We start from the raw sequence: 19,924 nt of genomic DNA, 5'->3' as shown, positions 1-19,924 counted from the left end.
GAGTAGACCCGCCCATGTTCACGAAGATCCGCACGATGTGGAGTGGCTTCAGCGAGCGCCACCCGGAGCTGTCGAAGTTCCTCATGTTCTTCCTCCTCAGCAACGGGGTCACCGTGCTGCAGATCGTCATCATGCCCGTGTTCCGCGCCATCTTCGGCCGGACCGGGCTGATCGACACCGACTTCCAGGTGTGGCCGGTCGGCTCCAACGTCGACGGCTCCCAGTACTTCGTCTTCGACTACGCCGCGGGTGCGCTCCCCGAGGGCGGCGGTGGCCTCGCCTACTTCCTGGCCGTCCAGTTGGCCATCGGCATCGCGCAGGTGATCAACTTTTTCGCGCAGCGCAACATCACCTTCAAGTCCAACACCAGCATCTGGCGGGCCGCCTTCTGGTACGTCGTGGCCTACATCGTCATCACGCTGGTGGCAGCCGCCGCCCAGGGCTTCTACAAGGCCCCGATCTACACCTTCTTCATGGACACCCTCGGCTGGGGGCAGACCGGCGAGACCACCGCCGACATCATCACGATGATCATCAACGCCGCCATCTCGTTCTGGGTGTTCTACCCCATCTTCAAGGTGATCTTCAAGCAGGTCCCCGTCGCCGACGAGGCCGAGTCCGCACCGCACCCCGCCTGACAGGATGCCGGACGTGACAACCCTCACCCTGGTGGTGCCGAGCTACAACTCGCGCGACTATCTTCACCGTTGCCTGGACTCCATGCTCCCGTTCGACGACGACCTCGAGGTGATCGTGGTCAACGACGGTTCCACCGACGACACCTCAGCCATCGCCCACCGCTACGCCGCGGCCCACCCCGGGAGGGTCCGCGTCATCGACAAGCCCAACGGGGGTCACGGTTCGGCGGTCAACGCAGGGATCGACGCCGCGGCGGGCCGCTACGTCAGGGTGGTGGACAGCGACGACTGGCTGGATCGCACCGCGCTGACGGCCCTGCTGAACGTCGTGCGTGGCCAGGACCGGCTGGACATGGTGGTGACGAATTTCGTCTACGAGAAGGAGGGACGGACACGGCGGCACGCGATGCGCTACCGCTCCTCGCTCCCGGAGGACCGCGAGTTCGGCTGGGAGGACGTGAGACGGTTCCGGCCCAACCAGGGGCTGCTCATGCACGCCCTCACCTACCGCACCGCGGTGGTGCGCAACTCGGGCATGAGGCTGCCGGAACACACGTTCTACGTGGACAACCTCTACGCGTTCCTGCCGCTGCCCTACGTCCGGCGGATGCGCTACCTCGACGTCGACCTGTACCGCTACCACATCGGCCGCTCGGACCAGTCGGTCAACGAGGCGGTCATGCTCCGGCGGCTGGACCAGCAGCTCCGGGTCAACCGGCTCATGATCGAGGCCCTGCCCTCGGCCGGGTCGACACCCGAGGCGCTGCTGCGGTATCAGGTGCACTACCTGGGTCTGGTGTGTGGCGTTTCCTCGATCATGCTGATCCGCGCCGGTGGACCTGAGCAACTGCGGCTGAAGCGCGACCTGTGGAGAGACCTCCGCGCCGCGCACGCCCCCGCGCACCGTCGGCTGCGGCGCAGTGGGATCGGCCAACTCGTGAACCTGCCCGGCCGCGCCGGCCGCAGCGTATCGGTGCTGGCCTACCGGGTGGCACAGCAGGTGGTCGGGTTCAACTGACCACGCGCCAGGCTGTGGGCAGCAGGACCGTGAGGGTGAACCAGTTGTCGCGGTCCGTCACCGAGGCCTGCCCGCCGTACTTCTCGGCGGCGTGGCGAATGCTCTTCAGGCCGAGGCCGTGGGCCCCGCCCACCTTTCTGGTGGCCAGTTCGCCCTCCTCGTAGCGCAGTTCGCCGTCGAAGTAGTTCTCGAAGTTCATCACGACGAACCTGGCCTGGTTGTGCACCGCCACACGGATGATCCGATGCTCCGGATCATCCAGCCGCGACACGGACTCGATCGCGTTGTCCAGCGCGTTGCCGAGGATGCTGGCCAGGTCCATCACGTCGACGAAACCGAGCGCCGTGCCGTCGGCCACGCACGTGAAGTTGATGCCGCGGGCGCGACAGTAGCGCGCCTTCGAGGTGAGCACCGTGTCGAGGACCGGGTTGCCGGTGTCGAAGGCGGCCCCGAACTGATCGAGCGACTCCTCCAGAGCGTCCAGTTGCCGTCCGCGACGCTCCGGATCCAGCTCGGTACGGATGACCGCCAGGTGGTGCTTGAGGTCGTGCGAGGCGCGGCTGACGAGTTCGATGTCGCGTTTGGCCGCCAGGTACTGGTCGTGTTGCGTGCGCAGGATCGCGTCCATGGCCGCCAACTCCAGGTCCGCCCGCTGCTTGCGCAGCTGCTCATGCTGGGCGTAAAGCGCGATGTAGCCGGCAAGATCCACCAGGGTGCGGATGTAGAAGACCTCGATCGAGATCTCGCCACTGAACGGAGTGTTGGGCGTGATGAAGCTGAGGTTGCTCAACGCGAAGGTGGTCAGCGCCATGGCGACGGCGATGGCGAGCATGCGGGGGCCGACGGCGGGGGCGGTCCCGTCGAAGTGGCGCCGTTCCAGGACATGGGCCGCCCCGAAGGCCGCCGCGTAGAGGACCACCAGCACCACCGTCGGTACCAGGCCGGTCACCCCCGGCTCGGGATGGAAATAGAAGGCGTGGATCTGCCACTCCAGCGATGCCACCAGCTCGGCGAGCACGAACGCGCGCGCGGTCACGTACCCGATGTCGCGGAGACCGACCGTGGTGGCCGCCGCGATCAGCCCCACCATGCCCGCCACGGCCAACGCCATCCCCAGCGTCCACAGGTTCAGCGGCAGTGTCCCGGCGAACAGCTGGATCGCCACGAGCGCCCCCAGCCCGACCGCGAGTGTGGTCGCGGTCCCCACCGCCCCCCAGCGTCGGGGCAACACCAGGATGTAGACGACGCAGGCGAGCCACTCGGCAAGACCGGTGAAAGCTCGAGGGATGTGCGGCAGGACGTCGATCACGCCGGATTTCCTCCGAAGTACCCCGTGAGCGCCTCGAGGAACGGCTTCTTCCGGGCGCGGCTGACCGGCAGCGACACCCCTCCCGTGAGCTTGGACTCGCCGTCGCTGAACCCTTCCACGTGACGGAGGTTGACCAGGAGGAAGCTGTTGGAGCGGTGGAAGCCACGGGGCTCCAGCTGGGCGGCCATCTCCTTGAGCGTGCCGATCATCGACAGCTTGCCGTCGCTGGTGTGGAACACGAGCCGGTGCTTGATGCTCTCGATGTAGACCACGTTCGCCAGGTTGACGCGGAGCACCTCGCCACCCACGCTCAGCACGATGTGGTCGTCGCGGCTGCGGTCCAGACGCTCGAGGGAGCGCTTGAGCTCCTGGGAGAACGCGAAGTAGGGCACGGGCTTGAGGAGATAACTCATCGCATCCACCTCGTATCCCTTGATGGCGAACTGCGCCATGTTGGTGACGAAGATGAGGATGACGCCAGGGTCCACCTCGCGGATGAGCCGGGCGGTGGCGAAGCCGTCGAGGTTCTCCATCTGGACGTCGAGGAAGATGATGTCGAAGCGGGGGCGGTAGGCAGCCGTCAGCTCAGAGCCGTCGGTGAACTCCTCGACGGCGAACTGCATGCCGTGCTCATGCTCGTACCGCGCCAGATACGACTGCAGGAGGTTGCGGCTCTCCTGCTGGTCGTCGACCACTCCGATCCGGATCATGCGCCCTCCTTTACGGGTCGCAACACATTATCAATGGGCGGCGGGACGCCGCTGGTAGCCTCGCCCTGAGCTGCCTGCCGGGAGGAACGATGGATCTGTTGGTCGTTGGGTCCGGCCTGTTCGGGTTGACCATCGCCGAGCGGGCCGCGAGTGAGCTCGGCCTGCGGGTCACCGTCGTCGAGTCGCGGGACCACATCGGCGGCAACGCCTGGAGCACCGTCGACGAGGCCACCGGCGTCGAGGAGCACCGTTACGGGGCCCACATCTTCCACACGTCCAACGACAGCGTCTGGGGCTACGTCAACAGGTTCACGGCGTTCACGCCCTATGAGCACCGCGTCTACGCCCGGCACCGCGGCGAGGTGTTCCCGCTGCCGATCAACCTCGGCACCATCAACCAGTTCTTCCGCAGCGGGCTGGGGCCGGACGAGGCGCGCCTGCTGATCGACGAACAGGCCGGCGAGCTCGCCGGCCGCGAGCCCGGCAACCTCGAGGACAAGGCCATCTCGCTGATCGGCCGGCCGCTCTACGAGGCGTTCATCCGCGGGTACACCGCCAAGCAATGGCAGACAGATCCCCGGGACCTTCCCGCCTCCATCATCACGCGGCTGCCCGTTCGGTTCACCTACGACAACCGCTACTTCAACGACACCCACCAGGGCATGCCCCGGGACGGGTACGCGGCCTGGCTGCAGAAGATGGCCGACCACCCGCTCATCGACGTACGGCTGGGCGTGGACTTCCTCGACAGCGGGCACGAGTTCAGCAGAGAGGCCGCGGCGGGCCAGGTACCGGTGGTGTACACCGGCCCGCTCGACCGTTATTTCGGCCACCGGTTCGGGGCGCTCGGCTGGCGCACGCTGGACTTCGATCGCCGGGTCCTCGACGTCTCGGACCACCAGGGCACCGCGGTGATCAACGAGTGTGACGAGGACGTGCCCTTCACCCGGACATTGGAGTTCAAGCACTTCCACCCGGAGCGGACCCACCGCGGTGGCACGATCGTGGTGCGTGAGTTCTCGCGCTTCGCGGAGAACGGCGACGAGCCGTTCTACCCCGTCGCCACCCCCGACGATCGGGCGAGGTTGGAGCGGTACCGCGCAGCCGCCGCGGAGGAACCACGGGTGCTCTTCGGCGGACGGTTGGGGACCTACCAGTACCTGGACATGCACATGGCCATCGGCTCGGCCCTCAGCCGCTTCGACAGCACGGTGCGCGGCTGGTTCGCGTGATCAGCGGCACCGTCCGCGGTGGGCAGTCCTGACGCACAAAGCACGCGGGTGCGGGACCCGGTAAGGCCCCGCACCCGCGTGCGTCGGAGGGATCGGTCAGCTTGCCGCGGAGCCGGCCTCCGTGGTGCTGGTGTGGCGGCGCACCCGACGCCACACCAGGAACGCACCGAGGAGGACCAGGGCGCCCAGGACGGCGGTGACCGCGTACTGGATGTAGACCCAGGTGGGCGGCGTGTAGTCGACCGTCGCGCCGGGGGCGAGGCCGTTCATCGCGTTGGAGTTGGCGACCGTGAACAGGATGTTCTGGGTCGCGTTCCGGATGTCGGTGACCGCCTTGGCCGAGGACGTGTCGCTGAACGACTTCGACGGCTGGAAGGTCAGGGTCAGATCCGTGCCGGCGCTGATCGACTGGTTCGGGTTCATGTAGGGGTACAGGTTGAAGTCGGAGATGGCAAAGCCCTCGAACCCCCACTCGGTGCGGAGCACGTTGGTCATCAGCGCCTCGGAGCCACCGGCCCAGGTGGTCCCGATCCGGTTGAACGAGCTCATGACACCGCCCGCGCCCATCGTGGTCTCCTCGACGGTGCCGCTGTCATCAGCGATGTAGGTGACGTCCATCGAGATGCCCTTGACGGCCATCTCGAAGGGCTTGAGGTACAGCTCACGGATGGTCTGCTCCGTCGCCCAGGTGGCGATCCCGTTGTTGACGCGGTTCGTCTCCTGCTCGTTGAGCGCGAAGTGCTTGAGCATCGTGTAGACGCCCTTCTCCGCGACACCGTCGGCCACCGCGGTGAGCAGCGCGCCGGAGAGGACCGGGTCCTCCGAGTAGTACTCGAAGTTGCGGCCGCCGAACGGCGAGCGATGCAGGTTGGCCGCCGGCGCGTACCAGCCGTTGATGCCCTTCTGCAGCGCCTCGTTGCCGAGCATCCGGCCCATCTCGGTGCCGAGATCCACGTCCCAGGTCTGCGCGATGAGGACCTGCGAGGGGTACGCCACTCCGTTGATCGAGGAGTTGATGAAGGAGGAGAAGCCCGCCGGACCGTCCGGCTCCAGCGTCTGCGGCTTGCCGATCGACCCGATGCCGGCGGTCTGGTAGGCGCCGTTGAGCAGCAGGTCGGTCATCTCGCTCACGGTGAGGGAGTCCATGATCTCCTCCCACTGCGGGTCGTCCTTCGCGAGCCCGCGCATGTCGATGAGCGTCAGATCGGACCCGTCGCCGGTCGCCGGCTTCTCACCGTCGAACTCGCCCGCCGCCGCCTCGTGATCCCACGGGGCGAAGCCGGCCACGACCGCATCGTCGGCGACGAACATGTCGGCCGTCGGCGCCTGCGGGAAGGTCCCGGCGAAGTCCGCACGCGACATCGAGAGGATCCTGCCCTCCTGGGGCTCGCTGGTGAAGGCGTCCGAGACGTCGTCGAACTGGTTGGTCACCTCGGCCAGATCTGTCGAGCGCTGGTTCTCACCGGAGAACACCACATCGTCGTCGACGGAGTAGGTGATCGGCTCGACGCCCGGCGCGACGGTGTGCGAGTCGGTGCGCAGGCTGATGACGTAGTCGCCGGGCTCGAGGACGTAGGCGCGGTTGTCCAGGTGGTCGTAGGAGGCCATGTCCTCGACGGCGATCTCGAGGGTGAGCGTCTCGGACGCGTCCGGCTCGAGCAGGCCCGTCTTGTCGAACGCCCCCAGCACGACCTCGGACTTCTCGATGCCGCCCGGAGTGTAGGGCGCGGTGTAGTAGAGCTCGACGACGTCCTTGCCCGCGACGTCACCGGTGTTGGTGACCTGGACCTCGACGGAGATGGTGCCGTCGACAGCGCCCGCCTCGGTGGAGACGATCTCCCACGTGAAGTCGCTGTAGCTGAGGCCGTACCCGAACGGGTAGACCACCGCGTCGTCGTAGTCGACGAATCCCTCGGCCGCGGCCGTCTCGTAGTACCGGTAGCCGATGTAGATGCCCTCGGCGTAGTTGACGAACGGGGCCTCCGACGTGAGCGTCGCGTTGGAGGTGGCCTGCTCGACGGCCGAGATCGGGAAGGACGCCTCGATGTTGTCGTAGATGAAGCTGCCGAAGTTCACAAACGTCGGATCGGCCGTGAAGTCCGCCGCCCACACGTCGGCGGTGCGTCCGGAGGGGTTCACCTCACCGGTCAGGACGCTACCCAGTGCCGAAAAGCCGCTCGCGCCAGGCGATCCCGCAAGGAGGACGGCGTCGATCCCGGGATCGTCCTGGACGTCGCCCATCTCGATGGTCGTGGACGCGTTGACCACGACGACCACCGTCTCGAAGGATTCCTTGGCGAGCTCGAGGAGGTCGCGCTCGTCCTGGTTCAGTTCGAGCTGGTGCTGGCCGTCGGCGGCGTTGTCGTCCCAGTCGGTCATGTCCCGCGTCAGGTCGCCTCCCTCGCCGCCGGGGCGGCCGATGACGATGATGGCCGCGTCGGAGTAGTCCGCGAACGAGGCCTGGAGGGACTCGTAGTCCCCGACGGGAAGCTCACCGATGTTGTAGCTGGAGGCCCCGGGGTTGTCCATCTCGATGTGTCCGCGCCGGTTCTCGGCGGCGAACGCCTCGATGGCCGCGTAGACCTGGTCGTTGACGTCGAAGCCGGCAGCTTCGAGCCCGCCGCGCGCGGTCACCGCAGACCTCGTGTCGACCGAGCCGGAACCAGCGCCGCCGAAGACCGGGTCGGCCGCAGCGCGGCCGAGCATGGTGACCCGCGACGCCGACGGGAGCGGCAGCGCGCCGGCCTCGTTCTTCGCCAGGACGATGCCGCCGGCGGCGATCTCCTCGACGAGGGCCTTGGCCGCCTCGTCGACCTCCTCCATGCTCGCGAAGTCGGAGGTGTAGTACTCGGTGTCCCAGTCCGCCGATTCCTCGGCGTTGGTGAATGTGTAGGTGCCGGACCCGAGCTGGGACTCGACCCATCCGCCTCCGACGACGAGCGCCACGTTCACGGCGACGATCAGCGCAGTCACCGTGGCGAGCACGGGGATCCAGATCCACAGGAATCTCTTGTTGGGCATCGGCGTCTTCACGCGATCGGCGTTCTTCTTCGGGGTGGCGTTCACTACTTGTCTCCTTCGAGCACTGGCGGCGTGGGTGTGTGTCTGGCCGGAGGGTTACTCGGTGACCTCGGTGATGTTTCCGTCCTGGTCGATCTTCCAGGTCTTGCCGGTCTCCGCGGAGTCGGCCTCGATGGTGAACTCGTCGCCGTCGATCTCGATGGTCCCCTGCACGCGGGAGGTGGCCTCCGAGTAGGTGTAGGGCATCACCAGGAGTCCGTACTTCACAGTGGGCGCGTCGACGTCGCTGGCGAGCATGACCTGGGCCCAGTCGTCGTCTTCGAGGGCCTCGAGGACCGTCTGGCGGGCGTTCTCGAGGTCCTCCGCCACGTCGACGGTCGCCGCGACGTCCGATGCGGAGCTCTGCGAGGCGCCCGAGCCGTTGTCGCCGGAGCACGCGGTGACCCCGAAGACGCCGGTGAGGGCGATCAGCAATCCGAGTCCGGTGGTCAGGATCTTGTTGGTCTTCACTTCTACTCCTTGTGGTCACTGGCCATGGGCTCGTCCCGCAGCCGAGGGTGGGGGTGGCCGACGACTTGTCCCGTCGGCCACCCCTCGGGGTTTGGTTGCTCAGCCGTTGATCTGGCCGGCGTAGTTCAGGCCGAAGCCGTAGTCGTACACGTTGCCGTTGGCGTCGGTGTAGGGCGTCATGTCCTTCGCGACGTCTTCGAGCTGCGCCTCGACGGTGTCCATGTCCGCCGGGAACTGGATCGGCAGGCGGCCCTGGGGCTCGTAGAGACCCAACGACACCTCGATCAGCGCCTGGTCGCTCGTGCCGAACCCGACGACGATAGCGTCAGACTTCCCCTCGAACTCCGTCGGGACGACCGGGTTGATCGCCTTGAGGACGGTGACGACGGGGATGTCCTTGCCGCTGGCCTCGACGGCCGCGATCGCACGCTCGAACGAATCCAGGTCGGCCTCGTTCGCGATTCGCGAGGTGTTGCCGAAGTAGGAGCGGTTCTGCCTGGTCCCGTCCTCGAGGATGTCGCCCGAGATGGACACCTTGCGGACGTTCTCGCCGTCGGCGGTGTACGGGCGGTACTGGAGGGACAGCGGGTACCACTCGTCGGTCTCGAGGTCGTGGCCGATGTTGGAGAAGTTGCCGCCGTTGTCCGGGCTGTCCATGCCGACCAGGACGAGGTCGACATCGCTGAGGTCGGGAGCGGTGTAGCTGGTGACCACGCCGTCGGCGTCGGTCACGGCCTCATCGGTGACGACGGTGCCGAAGTACTGCTCGGCAACCTCGAGATCGATGGTCGGGCCCTCGGTGTACTCGCCGGGCCCGAAAGCGCTGGCGAAGCCGTTGCTGTAGGAGCGCGGGATGTAGACGGTCTTGTCGGACCAGTCAGCGGCCTCGGCGGCGGCGATGGTCCCGCTGTCGTTCTTGACCATCACGACGGAGTCGAGCTGTGCGGCGTAACCGGCCTCGACCTTGTCGTCGCTGGCGAGGATTTCCGCGGACTCCTCCGGGTCGAGGAAGGCGCTCTCGCAGAGGCCGGGCTTGAAGAGCATCGTGAGGATGCGCGCACCCGACTCCTGGAAGCGGGTCTCGGCGTCCACGTCGAGTTCACCGGCCTCGAACTTCTGCTGCCACAACTCGGCGCCTTCAAGGAGGAAGGTCGCGTCGTTGACGCCACCGAACATGTCGTGCCCGGTACCCAGCACCTCGAGGTAGCGCTCAGCGGGCGTCAGGTCTTCCGCGCCCCACGCCATCCCGAAGAAGGCCCCTTCGTCCTTGGCGCCACTCATGACACCCCAGTCTGTGACGACGACGCCTTCGTAGCTGTTGTCCTCGCGCAGCACCGACATGCGCCCGCTGTCGTACGCAGTGCCGACACGCTCGCCGAACAGCGGCTCGCCGTCGGCATTCAGCGCGATCGAGTAGGCCGTCATGACAGCCGCGGAGTCGAGCGAGCCCAGGAAGCCCGCGGCGTGCTCGTCGAAGTTGTCGCCGGGGTAGACGCCGTACTTACCGGCGTCGGTGTGACCTTCACGGCCACCCTCGCCTGGGCCGTCGCCGGCCCAGTGCTTGATCATGGCGTTGACCGACTCGGAGCCCCAGACGTCCTCGCCGCCGGTTCCCTGGAAGCCGTCGACGTAGGCGGCGGCAAGTTCGGTGTTCTGGTCGACGTCCTCGCCGAAGGTCCCGCCGACACGAAGCCAGCGCGGCTCGGTGGCAAGGTCGATCTGGGGGCTGAGGGCCGTCGCGATGCCCAGCGCGCGGTACTCCGCGGAGGCCATCTCGCCGTAGTTCAAGGTGTGCTCCGCGTTGAACGTGGCCGCGAGGCCCAGGCTGGCGGGCCAGCGTGAAATGTCTGCGCCCTCTGCGTTGTAGCCGCCGGATCCGGCGGTCGAGCGGGGGTCGGAGCTGAAGTTGACGGGCACGTAGGGCAGGTCTGCCGTGGCAAGGGTCTCGACGTAGGCCTGCATCTCGTTGACCCACGGGACGGTGACGGCCGCGTCGCTGCCGGCGGCGTTGAGGACGTTGCGCAGATTGGACTCCGACAGGTAGGTCTTCTGTGCGTCGGTCAGGCCATCGGCGGGCGTGCGCTCGTGGGAGCTGAACAGCATGAGGCCGGCGATCTGCTCGATCGACATTCCTTCGGCGAGGTCCGCCGCGCGCTCGGTGGCGTCCACGCGCCAGTCCTCCCACGCGTCGAGCTCACCGTTGGCGTTCATGTCCTTGAACGCGTACGTCGCTCCCTCGATCTCCTCCTCGAGCAGCGTGATGCCGCTCTCGGCGCCGTAGGACAGGGTCGGGCCGTCACCCGGGTTGTCGACGACCATGAAGGCCGTGGTGCCGTCGGTGACCTCACGCTCGGTGTAGGTGCCGCTCACGGCCTGCTCGGACGTGGCGGCCGGGGACTGTGACTGCTCGGGACCGGCGGTGCATCCCGACAGTGCCATGGCGGCAATGCCGGCGAAGGCCATGATTCGCACAGCAGGACGCCTCATCGGACGCCCTCCTGCGCTCGCGGTCTGGTGAACCTTCATCAAACTCTCCTCGTTGAGTATCGCGGGCCGGTGGCAGCCGAGGAGTCGGGGGTGTGCGTCCACCGCCCGTCCCGCCGTGCTGTCACGACCCTGTTGGGACCTGGCACTCGTGCCGCGCGGCCGCTCCTTCGCGCTGCAGGCTGCAGTACTCGGGCCGTCGGACTCACGTCACGTGTTGCCGAGGGCAACTCAATCAACCGCGTGATTTCCCTTGGTTACCCCGAGCACAACCTGTCGGTCTGCGCGCACAACCTGCGCGCTGCTCGTGCAGGGTCTGGACGGACGCAGGGCAGGAGCGGACTCATCGGGGCGACGGTCTCTGAGGCGATGACGTGTCACGGTCCCACAGTGGGCCGACGCGACGCTCGGGCGCGGAGCGTTCGGGCTGGGGACGGCGAAGGGCTGACCGGGGTTACGGAACCCGGACGCACAGAGACGGGGCCGCCCGGAAGGCGACCCCGTCCCGCTTGTGGTAATGCCAGGCGTGGCGTCAGTGACGCTCTGCCCTGAAGTTGAACCTATCGGCGAAGCTGGTCGTTCTCGATCAAGTCGCCGGGGCCTTCATTGGCCTTACCGATGGTCTCTTGAATCTTGGCTTCGAAGCCCATACTTTGCCTCCCGAGTTGATCTAGGAAATAGGACGAGTCCCACGGTACGCCCTCGGATCAAGCTAGGGAAGGGTTGCGGTGAACTCGCGCCGTGCGGTCAGCGTTGGGAGATGTCCTCCACCACGTCGCCGGTGGTGCGCGCGTCGAGATCGCGGGCCACGTCAGCCTGCGCGATGACGCCGACGAGCCTGCCGCCGTCGACCACGGGGACGCGTCGCACCTGCCGCTGGCCCATGATGCCGGCCACCTTCTCGGCGTCGTCGTCAACGTCCACGGTCACGACGTCGCCCGTCGCGACCTCCGCGACGGTGGCGCTTGACGGGTCCAGGCCTTCGGCGATGCCCCGGACCACGATGTCGCGGTCGGTGACCACACCGGCCAGATGATCGCCGTCGAGGATTGGGAGCGAGCCGACGTTGAGATCCCTGAGCTGGCGGGCGGCCTCGGTGAGTGTCGCGGTGGGGGCGAGCGTCTCCGCCGGCGTCGTCATGATGTCGCGCGCTGTCTTCATCGTTCCTCCTACGGTCAAGGTCAGCCGTTGTGGGCTTCCCACCTACCATGTACCCAACGGACGGGGAACCAAACGTCAGTGACGGCTCCGCGGCGCCTCCGCGGTACCCCCGCCAGCCTGAGCGGCGGATCTGGAGGCGTTGTCGCGGGCAGATCCACCGGATAGCCCTGTGGTGTTGTCGATGGTGGGCTGGGTGTTGTCAGCCGTGTTCACAGCACGCGACGCGGCGCTCGTCTTCGGCACGCTGGTACGCGTGCACCCACGTCAGAGCCTCAGCCCATCTCTCCACGCCCTGGCCAGGCGCCAGGAGGGCGTGCTCAGCACCCGCCAACTGATCGACGGCGGGCTCACCCGGGCCGTCGTCGGCAGGATGGCCCGGGAGTGGGGCCACCCGGCCGACGGGCTGCACTTCGTCGCCGAGCCGACCTGGCTTTCTGTCGCCTGGGCCGGGCTTCTCCGAGCCGGCGCCTCGGCCGTCCTCGGTGAGGACGCCGCGGCCCATCTCCACGACGCAGTGCGAGACGCACCCTCTCGGATCGCGGTCTGGACCGACGCGAGACGTGACGGCTTCACCGCTGGGCCCTGGCGGGTGGTCTATCGTCGCGGCACTCGCGATGGCATGGGGAGCCCGCCGCGGACGTCGGTGGAGCGGTCGCTGGTGGATCTGGCGCGGGTCAATACCGAGGACGCGACCATCGCGGCGGTAGCGCGTGCCCTCGCCCAGGGCCGGACGATCCCCACCAAGATCCTCGCGGCGCTAGGCACGCGGGAACGGACCAGGCACTCGGGGATTATCAGGGACCTCTGCGACCGCGCGGGTGAGGGCATCGAGAGCGCCCTCGAGTGGCGGTTTCAGACCGGTGTGCTGCTCCCGCATGGACTGCCCCTACCCGGGAAGCAGGTACGCAGCACCGTCGGGCGCGCCGACGCACTGTATCGCGAGGCGCGGCTCGCGGTAGAGCTCGACGGGATGCGCGATCACACCGACTGGTCGAAGGACATGGCGCGCGACAACGCACGCCTCGTGGCGGACGACACCACCACCCTGCGCTACGGGTGGCAGGCGGTGACGCACGACGCGTGCGCCGTCGCGGCTCAACTGTCCCAGGCGCTGGCGGCACGAGGGTGGGACGGGCAGAAGGTCGCCTGCCCGAAGTGCCCGTCATCCAAAGAGGGAGATGTGGTGGCGTAGTCGCTGCCACAAGTGCCGCCTAAGGATCGGCCGGGACTCGACGATGGGTCGGCAACGCTGACCGGCGGATCTGGTGGCGTAGTCGCTACCAGATCCGCCGCCTAGGGATCGGCAGGGATCAGCTGCTCAACTGACCTGACCGTCGGTCACGGGCACCGCAGGGCCTTGTCGAGCCCGCGGGGCGACTAGGTTCGCGGCGACCGATTGTGCCGCTGATCGGACCGATCATGTGACGACTCTCTGAGCTGCACACCGCGCGGCAGGGGAATGTTCTTGTCCGCCAAGATCTCCACGACGGGAGGCCCCGGCGGACCGGACAAGTCCAGCCCAGACGAAGGAGTCTAGAAATGATGGAACGCCTCAGCCGACGTGCCCTGCTCGGTTCGGCCGCAGTAATCCCCGCAGTTGCCGCCATCCCACAGGTGGCCTCGGCCGCAACCTCGGTCGGCTTCGACCTGAACGCCACCGTGCTCGACGGTGGCGAGCAGGTGACGTCGCTGACCATCCGGGCGGGCGCGCTCGGGCAGTTCGATCCTTCGAGCCTGACCCTCGGAACCTTCTCGGTGCTGGCCAGGGCGGAGAGCCCGCTCCCCTCCTCGTCGGGCCAGCTCACCTTCGGCAGCTACGACGTCCAGCGCGAGGTGACCGCGGCCCGGACCGACAACCGGGGCAACCTCACCCTCGAATTGGCCACCGCCGAGGGCGTGCCCGGGGGCGCCACCCTGGGCTACACCGTCCCCGCCGGGCGCAACGTCGAATTCGACCTGACCTACACGATCGCGCAGAACGCCCCACTACGGCTGCGCAACCAGCGCCAGGTGATGATCGACAGCTTCACCCAGCGCGAGCTGACGAACCCCGAGGCGGACGCCTTCAGCTACGGGACGTCTGCGTCCGGGCTGAACTACCGCTTGTTCAGCCCCTCGAACAACGGCCACGGCCGGGCGGGCAGGCACCCGCTGATCGTCTGGTTGCACGGCGGAGGCGAGGGCGGCATGGACTCGCGCCAGACGAACGAGGCGCAGCTGCGCGGCAACCGTGGGGCGCTCGGCTTCGTCACGCCGGAGGCGCAGCAGCTCTTCGGCGGGGCATACGTCCTCGCCCCGCAGTCCCCCAGCATGTGGATGGCCGACGGCGACGGGTTCGCGCCGCGGATCGCCGCGCTCGTGGACGAACTGCTCGCGTCGAACCACAAGATCGACCCGCAGCGGGTGCATGTCCTCGGCTGCAGCAACGGTGGGTACATGTCGCTCAAGATGGCGGTCGAGTACCCGACGAAGTTCGCCTCGATCGTCCCCGTCTGCCCCGGCGCGACGCCCAACTTCTTCACCGACGCAGAGTTGCAGAGCGTCAGCTCGACCCCCACGTGGCTGGTGCACTCGAAGGATGACACCGTCCTCCCGTGGGAGGCCAACACCGGCCGGGCGGCGGCGCTGATCGAGGACTCCATCGTCACGCTGTACGACACGGTGACGTGGCAGGGCCACCAGTTCATGGGGCACTGGTCGTGGATTTATGTCGCCCGCAACGACCCGCAGCACAACGGTCAGCACCTCTGGGAGTGGATGGCCGAGCAGCACCGCTGACCCGCTGTCGGCGTCGCCTCCGAGACGCTCGACCGGCGGATCTGGTGGCGTAGTCGCTACCAGATCCGCCGTCGAGCAGGTCAAGGGGCTCTGCCCCAGGTCAGCTGCTGAGCATGACCTGTCCTCCGGTGACCGGGATGGCCTGGCCCGTTTCGTAGGCCTGCTCGACGATGTAGTACACCGCCCGCATCACATCGGCGCCGGTGGTGCCGCGACGCATCGGGACCTTCGCTTCGTAGAACTCGCGCACCTCAGCGACGGTGGTGGCGCCGGGGACCTTGCCGGAGCGCAGGTACTGCGCGAACAGCCCGCGGTCGGGGTCGGACCACAGCGGGCCGTCGTAGAAGTTGCCCGGGCAGATCGCGTTGACCTTCACGCCGAGCTCGACGAGTTCCAGCGCGAAGCTCTGGACCAGGCCGATGCCGCCGAACTTCGAGCCGGCGTAGGCGCCGTTCTTGTTCGAGCCCACCAGGCCGGACTTCGAGTTGATCTGGATGATGTCGGTCATCCAGCCCGGAGCGGCCGAGTGCTGGGCGGCCAGCAGCCGGCCCAGGTGCTTGGTGACGAGGAAGAACGCCGTGTAGTTGATGTCCGTGGTGAGCGCGAACGCGGACAGATCCTGTTCCAGCACGCTGCCCGCGCGGACGATGCCTGCGTTGGAGATCACCAGGTCGAGGCCGCCTGTGGTGGCCGCGATCTGCTCGGCCATCGCCGCGACGGAGGCCTCGTCGGCCACGTTGACGGTGATGGCCGCGGTCTGCTCTCCCAGCTCGGTCACCAGCGCCGCCGCGCCGTCGGCGTTGAGATCGGCGATGTAGACGAACGCGCCGGAATCGACGAGCCCGCGCACGATCTCCGCGCCGAAGCCCTGCGCGCCGCCGGTGACGACGGCGACCTTGCCTGCGACGACGGCCGAACGGGAGGCCGCGCTGCGCGCCTCGGCCGAGCGTGCGCCGGGGAGGGGGGTGAGGTCGCCGAGGGTGCGGACCGAGAACGCGTGCCGCTCCCCCGCCACCTCGACGACGACGTCGCCAGGCAGGGGGAGGTCGGCGTCGCGCAGGGCGGCGAGAATGGCGTCGGTGGAGTCCGCGCTCAGCTCCAGGGGTTTCGACGCGGGGCGGCCTCCGGCGGCGCCCGGCTCAACCAGCGGAGAGACCACGACGGGGACGCCGTGCCTCGCCAGGTAAGAGCCCCGGACCACCGGGGCGATGTCGACGATGCTCATGCCAGAGCCCTCCTCAATTGACTGACACTTTCCTCGACGGTGGTCTCACCGGCCACGAGGGTCCGGCCGAGCGCGCCGTAGCGCGCGACCCGATCCGTCAGCCGCAGGACCGCCAGCGGCGAGTCCGGCGCGAACAGGCCGAGCGACGCGTCCGCGTCGGCCAACTGCTCGTGCGCGACCATCGCCCAGGTGGCGTCGTTGAGGTGCGCCAGCTCGGGGCGCTGCAGCTCCGGGCAGTTGAACACCTGACGGGGCGTGTTGATGTCGACGCCCGACACCTCCAGCAGACCGTGCTCGGCGGCCAGCTCGGCCACCCGCGCCATCTGCTCCGGGGTGTTGCGCGGCGGCATGTAGGTGATGGCAGGCATGCCCATCCGCTCCAGTTCGATGACGAGCTCCTCCAGGAAGTCGTCCTCGAACTTCTCCGCCTTCTTGTCGCCAGTCGGGGACGCTGTGACGTCGCCCAGGTAGGCGTAGGCGGGGATGGCGCCGACGGACTTGGCGAAGGCGATGACCTCGGCCATGCTGGGGCACTCCCCACCGTTCTCCATCCGCTCCGGGATCACATAGACCTGGTCCAGGAACTCGGCCTTCATCACGCCAAGCAGATCGAAGACGAGGTGCGGGTTGTCCGGGTCGGCGAGCTGGTCGCGGACCTTCCCGGCCAGGTTCAGGCCCATCTCGGCCAGCCCGCCGACGAGCGACTGGCCGGGGCCGAACCGCTCAATCAGCTTCGCGGCCATCGCCGCGAGCAGGTGGCGCTCGGTCACCGTCCCACCGCGCAGGAACTGCGATCGCTCGACGATGTCCTCCTCCAGGTCGATCAGCGGCGCGCCGAGGCGGCCCAGGATCTCGTTGGCCCGCTCCACCATCTGCGCGGTGCGCTTGAGGCGCGCCTCGCGGATGGGCACCAGGTACTCGGCGACGGCGTCGCGTGACCCCGCCGGGATGCCCTGCACCGTCATGTAGGCGATGCCGGCCGTGTCCGGGTTGTTGAGCTTGCGGGTGTGCATCGGCGCGCGGCCGGAGCTCACCTCGTCGGCGGTGTGTACGTAGACGCGGCACTCGAAGCCGGTCACCGCGCCCATGCCGAGCAGCGTCGCCGCCTCCGCCATCTCCGCGGCTGCGGCGGCGGAGTCGTGGTCCACCGACCCCACCACCATCAGCCCGGCCTCGCGGGCCCGCAGCGCCGCCATGGCCGGCGTGTACGGGCTGAAGCTGTAGATGGTGTGCACGTGGTTGTTGGACTCTGTGACGAACTCCGGGAACACCGGGCCGTCCTGCAGGTACTCCCGCAGGGCGGCCAGGCGCTCGGCCGGCGTGATCGTCGGATCGTTGATCACGTCTCGCGACATGGCGGTCAGAGCCCCATCCGCGACCGACGAGCCAGCTCGGCGTTGGTCTGGTTGGTCGTCGGCACGTGGCCCTTGAGCGGGAGGATCCGCTCGTGGATGGCGTCGATCAGCCACTCGATCTGCGGGAAGAATTCCTTCTCCAGCTCCGCGGCGGGGGTGATCGCGTTGCGCGAGCCCACCACTGTGACGGGGGCGTCGAGGTGATCGAACGCCAGCGTCTGGATGGAGGAGGCCACGTTGTGCAGGAACGAGCCGCGATCCACCGCGTCCGAGGTCAGCACCAGGCGGCCGGTCTTCTTCACCGACTCGACGATGGGGTCCAGGTTCAGCGGGGCGACGAAGCGGAGGTCGATGACCTCGGCCGAGATGCCGAACTTTTCCTGCAGCACGTCGGCGGTCTCCATCACGCGGTACAACGTGGGGCCGATCACCGCGATGGTGAGGTCGGTGCCCTCGCGGCGCACCACCGGCTCGCCCTCGGGCACCTCGTAGTAGCCCTCCGGCACGCCGTCGACGGCGAACTGCTCGGCCACGTCGTAGAGGAGCTGGGACTCGAAGAACATCACCGGGTCCGTCCCGCGCAGGGCCAGGTTCATCATGCCCTTGGCGTCGTAGGGCGTGGAGGGGTAGTAGACCTTGAGCCCGGGCATGTGGGCCACGAGCGCGGACCAGTCCTGGGAGTGCTGGGCGCCGTACTTGGAGCCCACGGACACGCGCATGACCAGCGGCATCGTCAGCAGGCCGGCGGACATGGACTGCCACTTGGCGGCCTGGTTGAAGATCTCGTCTCCGGCGCGGCCGAGGAAGTCGCAGTACATGAGCTCGACGATGGCGCGGCCACCCGAGAGGGCGTAACCGACGCCGGCGCCGATGATGGCGGCCTCGGAGATGGGCGAGTTGAACAGGCGGTGGTACGGCAGCAGCTCGGTGAGACCGCGGTAGACGGCGAACGCGCCGCCCCAGTCACGGTTCTCCTCGCCCCAGCCGGCCATCGTCGGGTCGATGGCGAAGCGGTGCGCGACGGCCTCGAACAGGGCGTCGCGGTAGGAGTAGGCCTTCGCCTTGGAGACGGGCTTGCCGTTCTCGTCGGTGGCCTTGCGCACCTTGTTCTTCAGCGACTTGACGCGGGCGTTCTCCTCCAGCGGCTCGAGCAGCTCGGCCTCGCCCTCGGCCATGGCCTCCACGTTGCCGTTGGAGAACATGACGGACTCGATGAAGTCCATGCCGACGCGGGGGCTGGATTCCTCGTCCTTCGTCGCGATGGCGATCACCTTGGTGAGGCGCTCGTCGAACTTCGCCTGGATGTCGTCGACCTCGCCCTGGCTGAGCACCTTGTTCTCGACGAGGTAGGCCGCGTAGTTCTTGAGGCCGTCGTGGGTCTCCCACAGCTCCACCTCCTCGCGGGTGCGGTAGGAGGAGGCGTCCGACGGCGAGTGGCCGGAGAAGCGGTAGGTGATGGTGTCGGTGAGCACCGGGCCCTTGCCGGACTCGAGGATCTGGCGCTTGCGGGCGACGGCGTCGGCCACGGCGAGCGGGTTGAGGCCGTCGACGCGCTCCGAGTGCATCGCCTCGGGGTTCACACCGGCGCCGACGCGGGCCAGGATGTCGTAGCCCATGGTCTCGCCGGAGGTCTGGCCGCCCATGCCGTAGAAGTTGTTGAAGAAGTTGAACCAGATGGGCGGGTTACCCTCCACGCCGTGCTTCCACAGGGTGCGGTACTGGTCCATGGCGGACATCATCATGGCCTCCCACACGGGGCCGCAGCCCATTGAGGCGTCGCCGATGTTGGCGATCACGATGCCGGGCTGGCGGTTGATCCGCTTGAACAGCGCAGAGCCGGTGGCGATGTCCGCCGAGCCGCCCACGATGGCGTTGTTGGGCATGGAGCCGAACGGCGCGAAGAAGGCGTGCATCGAGCCGCCGAGGCCGCGGTTGAAGCCCGCCTTGCGGGCGAACGTCTCCGCCACGGTGCCGTAGAGGATGAAGTTCTCGGCCAGGTCCAGCAGGCCGTCGTGGCCCACCTTCTCGGCGAACCCGAGGGTCTCGCCGTCGAGGAAGGTGGTCATGATCTTCTCGAGCTCGGCCGGGTCCAGCTTGCGGGCGGCGGAGTAGCACTTGGCGAGGATCTCGCCGTGGCTGCGGTGCGAGCCGAAGAGGTAGTCGGTGGGATCCAGCTGCGAGGCCTGACCGACGACGGCCGACTCCTGGCCGATCGAGAGGTGGGCCGGGCCGCGGTGGTTGTACTCCACACCGTTCCACGCGCCGGTGGTCTTGATCGAGTTGAGCATGGTCTCGAACTGACGAACCGCGATCATGTCGTGGAGGATGTCGACGAGGCCGTCCTTGCCGTGGGTCTCAAGCTCCGCAGCGAAGTTGGGCTGGTACTGGTTGACGGGAATGTCGGGCGTGGTGATGAACGACGCCGAGCGGACGTTGCTCGGATCGACGACGAGGGTGCGTGGCATGGGTGACTGCTCCTAGTT

14 protein-coding genes are annotated in these 19,924 nt (G+C 67.8%); 5 read left to right on the top strand and 9 right to left on the bottom strand.

The features are described from left to right. Positions 1-14 precede the first annotated feature (14 nt). Positions 15-638, top strand: a complete 624-nt coding sequence (locus ACZK5N_RS08670; protein WP_459018886.1) for a GtrA domain-containing protein — start codon at positions 15-17, stop codon at positions 636-638. 13 nt (positions 639-651) lie between these two features. Next, on the top strand, positions 652-1,656 hold the full coding sequence (locus ACZK5N_RS08665) for a glycosyltransferase family 2 protein (protein WP_463624807.1): 1,005 nt from the start codon (positions 652-654) through the stop codon (positions 1,654-1,656). Here ACZK5N_RS08665 and ACZK5N_RS08660 read toward each other — a convergent pair. Together ACZK5N_RS08660 and ACZK5N_RS08655 are read right to left on the bottom strand one after the other, a co-directional pair. Beyond that, positions 1,649-2,965: an ATP-binding protein gene (locus ACZK5N_RS08660; protein WP_459018884.1), complete on the bottom strand. Its 1,317-nt coding sequence runs from the start codon at positions 2,963-2,965 to the stop codon at positions 1,649-1,651. The genes ACZK5N_RS08665 and ACZK5N_RS08660 overlap by 8 nt on opposite strands. Next, positions 2,962-3,675 carry a LytR/AlgR family response regulator transcription factor gene (locus ACZK5N_RS08655; protein ID WP_459018883.1) on the bottom strand — a complete coding sequence of 238 codons (714 nt, stop codon included), beginning with the start codon at positions 3,673-3,675 and terminating at the stop codon, positions 2,962-2,964. Before ACZK5N_RS08655 ends, ACZK5N_RS08660 begins: the two co-directional genes overlap by 4 nt. A gap of 89 nt (positions 3,676-3,764) precedes the next feature. On the opposite strand from ACZK5N_RS08655, the gene glf reads away from it, so the two are divergent. Further along, positions 3,765-4,907 (top strand): UDP-galactopyranose mutase, encoded by a 1,143-nt coding sequence (gene glf / locus ACZK5N_RS08650; protein WP_459018882.1) that lies wholly within the window; start codon positions 3,765-3,767, stop codon positions 4,905-4,907. A 96-nt stretch (positions 4,908-5,003) separates the two neighbouring features. Here the strand turns inward: glf and ACZK5N_RS08645 are convergent, their stop codons facing one another. From ACZK5N_RS08645 to ACZK5N_RS08630, 4 genes are all read right to left on the bottom strand, one after another. After that, on the bottom strand, positions 5,004-7,973 hold the full coding sequence (locus tag ACZK5N_RS08645; RefSeq protein WP_459018881.1) for a glycoside hydrolase family 3 C-terminal domain-containing protein: 2,970 nt from the start codon (positions 7,971-7,973) through the stop codon (positions 5,004-5,006). 51 nt (positions 7,974-8,024) lie between these two features. Beyond that, positions 8,025-8,438, bottom strand: coding sequence for a hypothetical protein (locus tag ACZK5N_RS08640; protein ID WP_459018880.1), 414 nt, complete (start codon positions 8,436-8,438; stop codon positions 8,025-8,027). A 99-nt stretch (positions 8,439-8,537) separates the two neighbouring features. After that, complete coding sequence (locus ACZK5N_RS08635) at positions 8,538-10,925, bottom strand: glycoside hydrolase family 3 N-terminal domain-containing protein (RefSeq protein ID WP_463624806.1); 2,388 nt, start codon at positions 10,923-10,925, stop codon at positions 8,538-8,540. Between the two features lie 744 nt (positions 10,926-11,669). Continuing rightward, positions 11,670-12,083 (bottom strand): CBS domain-containing protein, encoded by a 414-nt coding sequence (locus ACZK5N_RS08630; RefSeq protein ID WP_459018878.1) that lies wholly within the window; start codon positions 12,081-12,083, stop codon positions 11,670-11,672. 205 nt (positions 12,084-12,288) lie between these two features. Here ACZK5N_RS08630 and ACZK5N_RS08625 point away from each other — a divergent pair, with 205 nt between their 5' ends. Both ACZK5N_RS08625 and ACZK5N_RS08620 read left to right on the top strand, forming a co-directional pair. Beyond that, a complete protein-coding gene (locus ACZK5N_RS08625; protein ID WP_459018877.1) occupies positions 12,289-13,275 on the top strand; it encodes a putative endonuclease domain-containing protein in 987 nt (328 codons plus the stop codon). Positions 13,276-13,622: 347 nt separating this feature from the next. Next, positions 13,623-14,861: a prolyl oligopeptidase family serine peptidase gene (locus tag ACZK5N_RS08620; RefSeq protein WP_459018876.1), complete on the top strand. Its 1,239-nt coding sequence runs from the start codon at positions 13,623-13,625 to the stop codon at positions 14,859-14,861. 100 nt (positions 14,862-14,961) lie between these two features. Here the strand turns inward: ACZK5N_RS08620 and ACZK5N_RS08615 are convergent, their stop codons facing one another. From ACZK5N_RS08615 to ACZK5N_RS08605, 3 genes are read right to left on the bottom strand one after another with little or no spacing between them, the layout of a single operon-like run. Continuing rightward, positions 14,962-16,086 (bottom strand): SDR family NAD(P)-dependent oxidoreductase, encoded by a 1,125-nt coding sequence (locus tag ACZK5N_RS08615; RefSeq protein ID WP_459018875.1) that lies wholly within the window; start codon positions 16,084-16,086, stop codon positions 14,962-14,964. Beyond that, complete coding sequence (locus tag ACZK5N_RS08610) at positions 16,083-17,441, bottom strand: PHP domain-containing protein (RefSeq protein WP_459018874.1); 1,359 nt, start codon at positions 17,439-17,441, stop codon at positions 16,083-16,085. Before ACZK5N_RS08610 ends, ACZK5N_RS08615 begins: the two co-directional genes overlap by 4 nt. Before the next feature lie 5 nt (positions 17,442-17,446). Further along, a complete protein-coding gene (locus ACZK5N_RS08605; protein ID WP_459018873.1) occupies positions 17,447-19,906 on the bottom strand; it encodes an alpha-ketoacid dehydrogenase subunit alpha/beta in 2,460 nt (819 codons plus the stop codon). Between the last annotated feature and the right edge of the window lie 18 nt (positions 19,907-19,924).

This window comes from Tessaracoccus pujii (assembly GCF_055326215.1).
Note: the sequence above shows the minus strand (reverse complement) of the source record. Positions and strands in the feature narration are given on the sequence as shown.

Bases quoted from the DNA above. Each gene is read 5' to 3' on its own strand.
- ACZK5N_RS08670 (WP_459018886.1), top strand. From the start codon at position 15: ATGTTCACGAAGATCCGCACGATGTGGAGTGGCTTCAGCGAGCGCCAC.
- ACZK5N_RS08655 (WP_459018883.1), bottom strand. From the start codon at position 3,675: ATGATCCGGATCGGAGTGGTCGACGACCAGCAGGAGAGCCGCAACCTC.
- glf (WP_459018882.1), top strand. From the start codon at position 3,765: ATGGATCTGTTGGTCGTTGGGTCCGGCCTGTTCGGGTTGACCATCGCC.
- ACZK5N_RS08635 (WP_463624806.1), bottom strand. From the start codon at position 10,925: ATGAGGCGTCCTGCTGTGCGAATCATGGCCTTCGCCGGCATTGCCGCC.
- ACZK5N_RS08630 (WP_459018878.1), bottom strand. From the start codon at position 12,083: ATGAAGACAGCGCGCGACATCATGACGACGCCGGCGGAGACGCTCGCC.
- ACZK5N_RS08620 (WP_459018876.1), top strand. From the start codon at position 13,623: ATGATGGAACGCCTCAGCCGACGTGCCCTGCTCGGTTCGGCCGCAGTA.
- ACZK5N_RS08615 (WP_459018875.1), bottom strand. From the start codon at position 16,086: ATGAGCATCGTCGACATCGCCCCGGTGGTCCGGGGCTCTTACCTGGCG.
- ACZK5N_RS08610 (WP_459018874.1), bottom strand. From the start codon at position 17,441: ATGTCGCGAGACGTGATCAACGATCCGACGATCACGCCGGCCGAGCGC.
- ACZK5N_RS08605 (WP_459018873.1), bottom strand. From the start codon at position 19,906: ATGCCACGCACCCTCGTCGTCGATCCGAGCAACGTCCGCTCGGCGTCG.